This is a genomic window from Corallococcus exercitus (assembly GCF_003611585.1).
GTDB lineage: Bacteria > Myxococcota > Myxococcia > Myxococcales > Myxococcaceae > Corallococcus > Corallococcus exercitus.
The window spans coordinates 1-11444 of record NZ_RAVW01000324.1 but is presented as its reverse complement, the minus strand read 5'-3'; the positions used below and the strand labels follow the sequence as shown (position 1 = coordinate 11444).

Sequence of the window (11444 nt, the reverse complement as noted above, 5' to 3'; positions counted from 1 at the left end):
GCCCGTAGCCGTCCCCGAACTTCAGCGTGTCGTCGGAAGGCTCCGGCGCGGAGGGCCGGCCCCGGTCGAGCTCGTCGAAGAGCCAGTCCGCGCCGTAGACGCCACCGGACGCGCGGAAGTCCACGTAGAGGGTCTGCTGCGGATACAGCTGCGCCACCTGGGGCGGCGTGTGCGGCCCGAAGGCGTTCAGCGACTGATCGTACATATACGCGAGCAGCTCCGCGGCCCCCGCCTCCAGCTTCGCGCCCTTCGGCCCCTTCACCGTCACGCGGAAGGTCTCCTTCGCGCCGGGCCGCAGCGTGTCGCGGAACGTGGCGAACTCCAGGCTGAGCTCCTTGTCGTCGAAGGGCACGGACACCGACTGCTGGAAGTTCAGCGACTGCCAGTCGTGCACCATCGAGAGCACCACCGTGAAGCCGCCGCGCATCGCCTCCGTCACCGGAAGCTCCACCACCGCGCGCCCCTGCCCCGCCGTCAGCTGGCGGTGCTCGATGCGCTGACGCCCCTGGTACACGTCCATCACCAGCGGCTGTCCCTCGAAGCCGGAAGCCACCAGCAGCCGCGCCACCTCGCCCACGCGCACGGAAGAGCGCTCCACCTCCAGCACCGCCGGCAGCCCCGCCGGGGCCCGCGCCCCCGCCACCAGGAAGTCCCGCTGCGCGGTGGCCTTCTGGCCGAACGCATCCGTCGTCTCGTAGCGCAGGCGGTACGCCCCCGCGCGCAACGCCGGCAGCTTCACGGAGGCGACCCCGTCCGCGCCATGTGTCACCGCCGCCTGCGCCACTTCCGCGCCGTCGTCCCAGCGCAGCAGCGTCTGATCCACGTCGAAGGCCGACTCCCAGCGAGGCTTGAGCGCGTCACCCGGCGTGGGGGACACCTCCTTGCGCGCCTGCGCTTCCGCATCCAGGGACTGGGGGGCTTCGACCGGCACCTCCGACGGCATCAACGGACGGCCCGGGGCCTTCAAGGCGATGAGCCGCCAGCGGCCCGGACCGGCCTGCGGCGCGCCGTCCAGGTTCGAGCGGACGAGCCGCACCTCCGACGGGAGGTCCTCGCGGACGAAGCCCTCGTCGGCCTCCACGCGGCCCTCCACGGAAACAAAGCCCAGGCGGAAGGCCCGGCTGGCGGAGCGCGTCTCGCCGCCCTCGTCCGTCAGGTCCGCCTCCACGCGGTAGCGCCACGACACGCCCTGCGCCTTCGCGAGCCGCTCGTCCGCCTCCGGGGTGAATGCCACGGTGAAGCCGCCGTCCTCGCCCACCGTCGCGGAACCGGAAGCCACCAGCTGCGAGGTGGCCGGGATGCGCTCCCAGAACCACCAGGGCGGCAGCACGGGCTCGCGCGACACGCGCCACTTCACCGCGCCGCGCGTCACCGGCAGGCCGAAGTAGTAGCGCGCCTCGCCCTTGAACGTGGCGCGCCGGTTGAGCCGCAGCGCCTCGGCCGCGTCCTTCAGCGTCACCTCGAAGGTGGGCCGCTTGTACTCCTCCACGCGCACGCTCGCGTAGCCGTTGGGGCTCGTCCGCACGGTCCACTGGCCCAGCGGCCGCCCCGAAGGCAGGTCGAACTCCCCGGCCACCGACCCGAACGTGTTGGTGCGCGCTTCACGCTTGGACACCTCCTGGCCGTTGGGGTCGACGAGCGTCACCGTCACCGGCGAATCCGGAAGGACGCGGTGGCGCTTGGACGTCTCCTCCGGACGGTAGGCCACGACCTTCCACAGCAGCTTCTGCTGGGGGCGATAGACGGCGCGGTCCGTGTAGATGAGCGTCTGGTCCTGCGGCGTCGAGTCGTAGAGCGGAGCCAGGTACACCGAGCCCGGGAACACCATCGCGCCCTTCCCCCGGCCCACCACCAGCGACATCGTCTCGTAGCGGTTGGCCTCCGTGCCCTCCAGCACCAGGTCTCCGTTGGCGGTGGTGCGGCGGCTGACGACGCCGAACTTGCGCGTGCGGTAGTCCGGCGTCACCAGCCGCACCTCCACGTTCGGAGCGCCCGCCCCCGTGGCCCCGTCCACCACGCGGATCTCCGCCTGGTTGGGGTTGGCCTTGTGCACCGTCACCGCCCACGGCGACACGGCCATCGGCAGGGAGAGGAGCTTACTGTTCTTCTTCTCGAAGTCCTCGCGCGTGGACAGGACGATGACGTACGTGCCCGGCTTGAGCTCCGGCAAGGTCACGAAGGTCTGGTGCCGCTGGAAGTCCGGCGTGGGCGGCAGCGCCGCGCTCCAGGCGGCGTCGGGCTTGCGTGACGCCACCAGGCGCAGCGCCTCGTTGTCCGAGGCGAACAGCGACAGATCCACATCGGGCTTCGCGAGCCTCGCCTCCACGTCCATCGCGTACGCCCGCAGGTACAGCGGGCCCACGTTGCGGTGGCCTACCAGGATGGAGCGCTTGCCCGGCCCGTCCACCTGCATCCCGGTGGCGTACAGCTCCGGCGCCTCCAGGCTCGCCACCAACGCCGCGCACTGCGCTCCGCCCACCGACTTCGGCCACGCCTCCGCGCCCGCCTTCGCCAGCGCGTGCGCGGTGATTGCACGGCCCGCGTGCTCCTCCAGCTCCGCCAGCTGGTGCTGCCCCTTGGACCACCACGGCACGTCCCGGAAGCCCTTCAGGTGCGCGGCCAGGTGCTCCCGGATGCGCCGCTGATCCGCCGCGTCGCTGAACGACGTCGCCAGCACCTCGTAGCGCCGCAGCCTCGCCTCCAGCGCCGCCTCACGCCGGCCCGCAGCCAGGTGCCACGCCTCCAGGTCCCCCAGCACCGCCGCCACCTTCGTCAGCGGATGCACAGAGGGGTCCTTCAGTTCCACCTTCGGCGTGCCCTCCAGGAGCGCGCCCAGGTCCAGCCGGTACACCCCCTGCTCCTGCTCCGGGCGCCAGAGGTCCGTGCTCTCCAGCGACGCCACCCACAGGTACGTCACCGCGTCGCGAATCGTGGAGCGGATGCCGTCCGGGTACGTGTTGGGCTGGATGTACTCGGACAACACCTTCACCGGCTCGGTGCCGAACTTCTGGCGCAGCTCCCAGACGGCGGCGTAGGAGCGCTGGATCTCCGCCGCCAGCTGATCCTTCGTCCACGCCTTCAGGTCCACCGGCCCGGTGGACACCACCTGCTCGCGCTGGCCAATCTCGTAGCCGTAGGACTGCACGTAGTTGGCGAGCACCGCCGCGTAGAACAGGTGCAGCGTGGCCTGCTGCCGCAGCCCCTCCGGCCAGGGCTGCTCCTTCAGGAAGCGCACCGTCGTCTCGTAGCCGTGCAGCCGCGTGCGCAGCTGCACCGTGCGGATCAGCGCCCGCGTCCACTCGTCCGCGTCCCCCTGGGCCTTCGCCGCGGCCAGCCGGGCCTCGGCCCCCTGCGCGGCGGACTCCACCTTGTCCTCATCGACGAGCGCGTCGATGGCCTTCCACGTCGGAGGCGCCTTGTCGGGGGCCGCCACGGACACGGAGGACAACAGGAGACACAACAGGCACGACACGACGGCGGAGGTGCGCAGGCGCGGAGGAGAAGACATAGGGGCGGCACTCTAGACGCCGCCCGCGCCCCTGGCGTTCCCTTCGCTGTTTCAGGAAGCGGCGGCGGGCGCCCGGCGCCGCAGCCCCACCACGTAGACCTCCATGCTGGCGCCGCGCGTGGCCTCCGGCCGGACGATCTTCACTTCCTCGAAGTGCTGGCGCACCTCGTCACGGAAGGCCTCGAAGTCGCCACCCATGAAGACCTTGGCCACGAACGTGCCACCGGGCTTGCCGCGCGTGGCGGCCACCTCCAGCGCCTTGCCCGCGAGCCGCAGGCTGCGCGCCTCGTCCGTGCCCTTGATGCCGGACGTCTTGGGCGCCATGTCGGAGATGACCGCGTCGTAGGGCCCGTCGTACATCGCGGCCAGCTTCGCGTCGAAGTCGTCCGCGAGCACGTCCAGCACCGCCGTCGACACCCACTTCTGGGAGAACGGCCGGATGGCCACGATGTCCACGCCGATGACGCGCCCGTGCATGCCCACCGCGTCCGCGAGAATCTGGAGGAAGCCGCCCGGCGCCGCGCCCAGATCCAGCACCGCCGCGCCCTTCTTCACGGACGTGGGAAAGCGCTTGAGGATCTCGTCGACCTTGAAGGCCGATCGCGCCCGCAGTCCCTCTTGCTTGGCTTTCTGGAAATAGTGGTCTTTAGGACGGTAGGGCTTGCCCATGTCAGAAGCCGTCCCTAGCATCCGCTACTGTCTTCGGAAAGCCGGAGCAGTCGTGGCCTGTTCATTGGCCGCGCCATCGGATATCCGGAGGGTTGGTGGCATGGGCACCCGGAGCGTGACAGCGGCCTTGTGCATCTCCCTGTTCTTCGCGGGCGGGGCTGCGTTCTGCTACGCGCGTGCGGAGGCCCTCCAGGCGGAAGGGCGCTGGCTGATGGCCCGGGGCAGCGCCCAGGCCTCCGACTTCGCCCAGAAGCTGGACGGCTCCTCCGTGGACGCCCAGCTCAAGACGTTCAAGGAACGCCGCGGCGTGATGGAGAAGGCCCACCGCTGGCAGCGCGGCATGCTGCTGGGCATCATGGCCGCCGTCCTGTCCGCCCTGTCCGCCTACGTCCTCTTCCTCCTCAAGCGGCTGGACGACCAGCTCCTGGACGCCACCGGCGAGCTGCGCCGGCCCCAGGAGGCCTCCTCCCTGCCCGCCCCGGCGTTCGCGCCCAGCGTCCAGCGCTAGCCAGGACTCTGGCAGGATGCGCCCCGTTGTTGTCTGACGGGGAGGACCGCCATGCCCGGCTGCGCGCACTGCGGACGCAAGCTCGACATCATCGCCAACCAGGTCGGCCGGCGCGACACGTGCCCCGGCTGCGAGGAGGACCTGCGCTCGTGCCGCAACTGCCGGCACTTCGACGAGTCCGTGGCCAAGGCCTGCAAGGAGCCCTTCGCGGAGGTGCCTCGCGACAAGGACGAGGCCAACTTCTGCGAGCTCTTCCAGCTGGGCGAAGGCGGCCTGCACCAGAAGGACTCCCGCGACGCGATGCTCAGCGCCGCGGAGGCCCTCTTCGGCAGGAAGTAGCTAGAAGCCGTACAGCTTGGAGATGATCTCCTTCATCACCTCGGAGGTACCGCCGCCGATGGTGATGAGCCGCACGTCGCGCCACATGCGCGCGATGGGCGTCTCCTCGATGTAGCCCATGCCGCCGAAGAACTGCTGGCAGTCGTAGGCCACGCGCTGGGCCAGGTCCCCGGCGAACAGCTTCGCCATGGAGATCTCCTTCACCGGGTTCTCCTTCCGGTCGTAGAGGTCCACCGCGTAGTAGTTGAGCCGCCGCGCCGCCTCCACCGCCGTCAGGTGCTCCACGAACTTGTGGCGCCACACCTGGAACTTGATGAGGGGCCGGCCGAACGCCTCGCGCTCGTTGCCGTACTGGAGCGCGTCCTCCAGCATCCGGTCCATGCCGCCCACCGTGGTGATGGCGCCCACCAGGCGCTCACCCTGGAAGTTGGTCATGATGTGGTAGAAGCCCTGGTTCTCCTCGCCCAGCACGTAGCGCGCGGGGATGCGGCAGTCCTCGAAGTAGAGGATGGCCGTGTCCGAGGACAGGTTGCCCACCTTGTCCAGCTTCTTGGAGACGCCGAACCCCTTCACGTCCGTGGGGAACGTCACCAGCGAGATGCCGCCGTAGCCCTCTTCCCCCGTGCGCACCGCCAGGGTGATGAAGTCCGCGCGCGTGCCGTTGGTGATCCACATCTTGGAGCCGTTGATGACGTAGTCGTCCCCGTCGCGGCGCGCCGTCGTCTTGATGCTCGCCACGTCGGAGCCGCAGCCCGGCTCGCTCACGCCCAGCGCCGCGATGCGCTCGCCCTTGAGCGCGGGCTCCAGGAACTCGCGCTTCTGCTCGTCGGTGCCGATTTCATTGATGATGGGCGTGGCCATCTGGCTCTGCACCAGGAGCGCCATGTTCACGCCCGCGTTGCGGCTGCGGGACAGCTCCTCCGCGAACGCCGTCACGTACCAGTAGTCCAGGCCGCTGCCGCCGTACTTCGGGTCGTGGTTGATGCCCAGGAAGCCCAGCTCGCCGCACTTCTTGAACAGCTCCTTCGGGAAGATGCCGGCCCGGTCCCAGTCCAGACCATGGGGCGCCATCTCCTTCTCCACGAAGGCGCGGACCGACCTGCGAAACGCCTCGTGGTCCTCGGTGAACGGGTTGAGCATCGCGAGTCCTTGGGGGGTTGTCCCGGTGCGGGTTGATTCGCGAGTCAATAGCAGGCGCCCGCCGTCAGCCACAAGCAACGCACCCAGTCCCAGCCCCGCGCGGAGCCTGCCTCCCTGGTGACGCAGCGCGCCGGTGACGGTGTTGTGAAGAAGTCTTGAGCCCCGGGGGGCAGGCAGCCAAGCCCGCAGGATGACTGAGGAGTGGATAGTCCGCACTCCGGAGTATCCTCTTGACAGATAATCGAGTGTCGGTAATTTCTAGCCCACAAAGAATTAGCCGGAGCAGGTGCCAGGGCGGGTGTCCCGCCGGCGACCCGGCAGGAGTTCGGACGCGTGAATCAGCGAATCTTGGCTGCCGTGGTGGCCGTGGCGGTGTCGACGGCGGGGTGCTCGAAGGCGGGCGCGGAGAAGGCGCAGCTTCCGACTCAGCAGGAAGGCTCCAACGCACTGGGAGTCAAGGCGATTACACCGGCCACGGAGCTGGAGCAGAACGTGACGCGCGTGACCGGCCAGGTGCGCTCCAAGCAGGAGGCCGTCCTGGGTCCCCAGGCGACGGGCACGCTCGCGAAGGTGAACGTCCGGGTGGGCGACAAGGTGAAGAAGGGCGACGTGCTGGCGCAGCTGGACACGTCCAACGTGAGCATCGCGGTGGATCAGGCGAAGGCGGCCAAGGACATGGCGGAGGCCGGGCTGCAGCTGGCCTCCAGCAACCTGGAGCGCATGCGCAAGGTGGCCGAGTCCGGCGGCGTCGCGGCCAACGCGCTGGAGCAGGCGGAGATTGGCCAGAAGCAGGCCGCGGCCCAGGCGGCCCAGGCCGGCGCGGCGTACCGGCTGGCGGTGGAGAACCTGCGCGACCACTCCATCGTGGCGCCCTTCAACGGCATCATCACCGCGCGCAACAAGAACGTGGGTGACTCCGTGGCGATGACGCCCTCCACCCCGGTGTTCTCCATCGTGGACGCGGACGGGCTGGAGATCCGGATGATGGTGCCGGAGTCCGTCATCGACAACGTGACGCCGGGCACCGTGACGCCGGGCACCGTGAACCCCAGCGGCATGCGCTTCGAGGCGAAGGTGGCCAACGTGGGCGCCGTCATCGACGCGCAGAGCCGCACCGTGGAGGTGCTGGCGGACGTGACGGGCAAGACGGAGCACCCGCTGCGCCCCGGCGCGCTGGTGGAGATGGACTTCTCCAAGGCCGCGGGCGACGCGGGCAACGGCCTGTTCCTGCCGGCGCAGGCGGTCAGCAGCAAGGGCCAGGAGGGCTACGTGTGGGTGGTGCAGGACGGCACCGTGCGCAAGCGCGACGTGCGCGTGCAGCGCGTGCTGCCCGGCTACGTGAAGGTGCTGCAGGGCCTGACGGCGGAGGAGCGCGTGCTCGCCGACGCCTCGCTGGACGTCAAGGAGGGAACCGCGGTGCGCGTCGCGCAGTAGCGGTTCCCCCTCTCCTCTTTCCCTCAGGAACCTGAATGAGTCCGCTCAAGACCTTCATTTCCCGGCCCATCTTCACCGCCATGCTGATGCTGGCGGTGGTGGTGTTCGGCCTCTTCGCCTATCCGAAAATCGGCGTGGACCAGTTCCCCGACGTCGACTTCCCCGTCGTCACCGTGACGACCATCCTCCCGGGCGCGGACCCGGAGTCCATGGAGAAGAACGTCTCCGACCCGCTGGAGGAGGCGCTCAACACGCTCAACGGCGTGGACACGCTCAAGTCCATCAACGTCGAAAGCGTTTCGCAGATCGTCGTGCAGTTCAAGCTGTCCACCAAGGTGGACATCGCGGCGCAGGACGTGCGCGACCGCGTGCAGGCCACGCTGAGCAAGCTGCCGGACGAGGTGGAGACCCCCGTCGTCGAGAAGTTCGACATCGGCGCGGCCCCCATCATCACGCTGGCGCTCGCGGGCGCCATGCCGGTGGAGGAGCTGACGCGCATCGCGGATGACGTGGTGAAGCCCTCCCTCCAGCGCCAGCCGGGCGTGGGCAGCATCGACATCGTCGGTGGCCGCGAGCGGGAGATCCAGCTCGTGGTGGACCCGAACCGGCTGCGCGGCTTCGGGCTGGCCATCAGCGACGTCAGCCAGGCGCTCAAGGCCCAGAGCCTGGACGTGCCGGGTGGCCGCAGCATGGACAGCGGCCGTGAGCGCATCGTGCGCCTGACCTCCGAGGCGAAGAGCGTGGAGGAGATCCGCAACATCATCATCACCAGCACGGCCGGGTCGCCGGTGCGCGTGCGCGACGTGGCGGAGGTCGTGGACGGCCCCGCGGAGCAGCGCTCGGGCGCGAAGAGCGGCGAGCGCAGCGCGGTGGCGCTCGTGGTGCGCAAGCAGTCCGGCTCCAACACGGTGCAGGTGGCGGACCTGGTGCAGGAGTCGCTGGGGGAGATCAACAAGTCGCTGCCCGCCGGCATCCAGGTGGAGACGGTGACGGACAACGCGCGCTTCATCCGCTCGTCCATCCACGCGGTGCAGGAGGACCTCATCCTGGGCGGCGTGCTCGCGGTCCTCATCGTGCTCGTGTTCCTGCGCAACCTGCGCTCCACCATCGTGGCGGCCATCGCGCTGCCGGTGTCGGTGATCGGTACGTTCGCGGTGATGGCGGCGCTGGGCTTCACCTTCAACATGATCACGATGCTCGCGCTGACCCTGTCCATCGGTCTGCTCATCGACGACGCCATCGTGGTCATCGAGAACATCGTCCGTCACATGGAAGAGGGCGCCACGCCCATGCAGGCCGCGCTGGAGGGCGCCGGACAGATTGCCCTCGCGGTGCTCGCGGTGACGCTGGCCATCGTGGCGGTGTTCATCCCGGTGGCCTTCATGGACGGCATGATCGGCAAGTTCTTCTACCAGTTCGGTGTCACGGTGGCGGTGGCGACGCTCATCTCCTACGTGGTGTCCATGACGCTCACGCCGATGCTGTCCTCGCGCCTCTTGCGTGAGCACGGGCACCCGACGGGCATCTCCGCGGCGGTGGAGAAGGTGCTGGTGGGCATGGAGAACGGCTACCGCAAGATGCTGGGTGGCATCCTCCGGCACCGGCTCATCACGATGATCGTCGCGGTGGGCGTGCTCTTCCTCACCTTCGGGATGATGCGGTTCCTGAAGTTCACGTTCATCCCCGAGCAGGACAACGGCAACATCAAGCTCACGGTGGAGCTGCCCATCGGGTCCACCATCCAGGAGACCCAGACGCAGCTGGACACCTTCGCGACCCAGGTCCGGGCGCTGCCGGGCATCGCGTCCACGTTCACCACGGCGGGCGGCGGCGTGCAGGAGGAGGTCCACAAGGGCGAGGTGCTCATCAACCTGAAGCCGGTGAAGGACCGCGCCTTCAAGCAGAGCGAGCTGAAGGCCTACCTGCGCCAGAACATCCACCCGCCCAAGGGCGTCACCGTGGCGGTGCAGGACGTGGCCGCGGTGTCCGGTGGTGGCGCGCGCTCGCAGCAGGTGCAGTTCAACCTGCGCGGCGACAACTGGAAGGAGCTGACGGAGTCCGCGGAGAAGATGCGCCAGGCGATGCTCAAGAACCCGGGCCTCACCGACGTGGACATGACGTACCGCTCCGGCAAGCCGCAGTACGACGTGCAGGTGGACCGCGACCGCGCGGCCCTCCTGGGCGTCCCGGCCGCGTCCCTGGGCGCCACGCTGCGCGCCTACCTGGGCCGCGACAAGGTGCTGGACTACCGCGAGGGCGGTGACACGTACGAGGTGAAGCTGCGCCTGCCGCCGGAGACGCTGGCCTCCGCGGACGCGCTCGGCCAGCTGGCCGTGCGCGCCCCCACGGGGCAGCTGGTGGAGCTGCGCAACCTGGCGCGCATCGTCCCCGCGGAAGGCCCGGTGCAGATCGACCGGCAGGCCCAGAAGCGGCAGGTCACCATGCTGGCGAACCTGAAGGAGGGCTACGCGCTGTCGGACGCCATCAGCTACATGCAGGGCTACGCGGCGAAGGAGCTGCCCAAGAGCGTCACGGGTGAGCTGGAAGGCAACGCGAAGGAGCTGGGCAAGTCGGTGGCCGCGTTCGGCACCGCGCTGCTCCTGGGCATCATCCTCATCTACATGATCCTCGCGGCCCAGTTCGAAAGCCTGGTCCACCCGTTCACGATCATGCTGTCGCTGCCCTTCGCCTTCATCGGAGCCATCGGCGGCCTGCTGATCACGGGCCAGTACATGTCCATGTTCGCCCTCATCGGCGTCATCATGCTCATGGGTCTGGTGGTGAAGAACGGCATCCTCCTGGTGGACTTCACGCTGCAGGTCCGTGAGAAGGGCCGCACCGCGCACGAGGCGCTCCTCGAGGCCGCCCCGGTCCGTCTGCGCCCCATCCTCATGACGACCATCGCGATGATCGCCGGCATGATCCCCGTGGCCATCGCGAAGGGCGACGGCGCGGAGACGCGCGCGCCCATGGCCATCACCATCATCGGCGGCCTCATCACCTCCACGTTCCTCACGCTGGGCGTGGTGCCGGTGGTGTACTCGCTGCTGGATCAGCTGGCCGCGCGCTTCAAGCGCAACAAGGGCAGCGACGCCGGCTTCGCGGGTGGCACTGGCACGCCGCACGGTCCGGTCAACCAGGACCGCGAGCGGGAAGCCGCTGCCGCCGCCGCCGCGCGGGTGGAGACGGCTTGATGCGTCGTCCCACCGCCATCACCTCCCCCTCGGAGTCCGAAGTGCGCTCCGAGGGGAAGGATGAGGCCGTTGAAGAAAAGGCCGCGATGGAGCGCCTGCTCCAGGAAGGGGATCAGTCCACGCCGGACTCACGCCGCTTCATGGGGCTCATCCGGGAGCTGGCCCACTTCCGCTCCCTGAGGGATCCGCTGGCGAGCCTCTGCGACGACATGCGGCTGACCCCCACCCAGGTGCACGCGCTTGGGTGGCTGGGCATGGACGGTCCCATCCAGGTGGGCGTGCTGGCCCAGCGCATCGGCATCACCAAGAAGACCATCACTGGCGTGGTGGATCGCCTGGAGGACATGGGCATGGTGGAGCGCGGCCGGGACGCGGAGGACCGCCGCGCCGTCACCGCGAAGCTCACCGACCGGGGTTGTGAAATCTACAAGGTCATCCAGCTGATGACGGACGCGGGCATCCGCCGCCTGATGGGCCTGCTCCCCGAGGATGACCGCGAGGCGCTGTTCGGCATCATCGAGCGGATGCTCGCCCGCATGAAGGCCGGCACCCCGCCGCGCTGAACGGGCACGGCAGGTGCGTGGAGGGGCGCGGGCTGCGACACTGCCCGCGCCCATGCTCCCCTCCTTCGTGGCCCTGCTCGGGCTTGGCC

The 11444-nt window shown here is 69.3% G+C and carries 8 protein-coding genes; 5 read left to right on the top strand and 3 right to left on the bottom strand.

Annotated elements, in window-relative coordinates; translation table 11 throughout:
* Positions 1-3508, bottom strand: a 3508-nt coding sequence (locus D7W79_RS30545; RefSeq protein WP_244222060.1) for an MG2 domain-containing protein, incomplete at its 3' end; no start/stop codon positions are given.
* Between the two features lie 51 nt (positions 3509-3559).
* Complete coding sequence (locus D7W79_RS30540; protein WP_120528902.1) at positions 3560-4198, bottom strand: SAM-dependent methyltransferase; 639 nt, start codon at positions 4196-4198, stop codon at positions 3560-3562.
* Positions 4199-4277: 79 nt separating this feature from the next.
* Between D7W79_RS30540 and D7W79_RS30535 the strand changes: the two genes are divergently transcribed.
* Positions 4278-4685, top strand: coding sequence for a hypothetical protein (locus tag D7W79_RS30535; protein WP_120528901.1), 408 nt, complete (start codon positions 4278-4280; stop codon positions 4683-4685).
* A gap of 51 nt (positions 4686-4736) precedes the next feature.
* The gene (locus D7W79_RS30530) at positions 4737-5024 is read left to right on the top strand and encodes a hypothetical protein (RefSeq protein ID WP_120528900.1); all 288 of its coding nucleotides are present in this window, start codon (positions 4737-4739) and stop codon (positions 5022-5024) included.
* On the opposite strand, the gene D7W79_RS30525 is transcribed toward D7W79_RS30530, so the two are convergent.
* Entirely contained in the window at positions 5025-6164 is a 1140-nt protein-coding gene (locus D7W79_RS30525) for an acyl-CoA dehydrogenase family protein (protein WP_120528899.1), read from the bottom strand.
* 333 nt (positions 6165-6497) lie between these two features.
* On the opposite strand from D7W79_RS30525, the gene D7W79_RS30520 reads away from it, so the two are divergent.
* The 3 genes from D7W79_RS30520 to D7W79_RS30510 are packed head-to-tail and all read left to right on the top strand — an operon-like array spanning position 6498 to position 11355.
* Positions 6498-7598, top strand: a complete 1101-nt coding sequence (locus D7W79_RS30520) for an efflux RND transporter periplasmic adaptor subunit (RefSeq protein WP_120528898.1) — start codon at positions 6498-6500, stop codon at positions 7596-7598.
* Positions 7599-7633: 35 nt separating this feature from the next.
* Complete coding sequence (locus D7W79_RS30515) at positions 7634-10792, top strand: efflux RND transporter permease subunit (protein ID WP_120528897.1); 3159 nt, start codon at positions 7634-7636, stop codon at positions 10790-10792.
* Positions 10792-11355 (top strand): MarR family winged helix-turn-helix transcriptional regulator, encoded by a 564-nt coding sequence (locus tag D7W79_RS30510; protein ID WP_120528896.1) that lies wholly within the window; start codon positions 10792-10794, stop codon positions 11353-11355. Before D7W79_RS30515 ends, D7W79_RS30510 begins: the two co-directional genes overlap by 1 nt.
* Positions 11356-11444 lie beyond the last annotated feature (89 nt).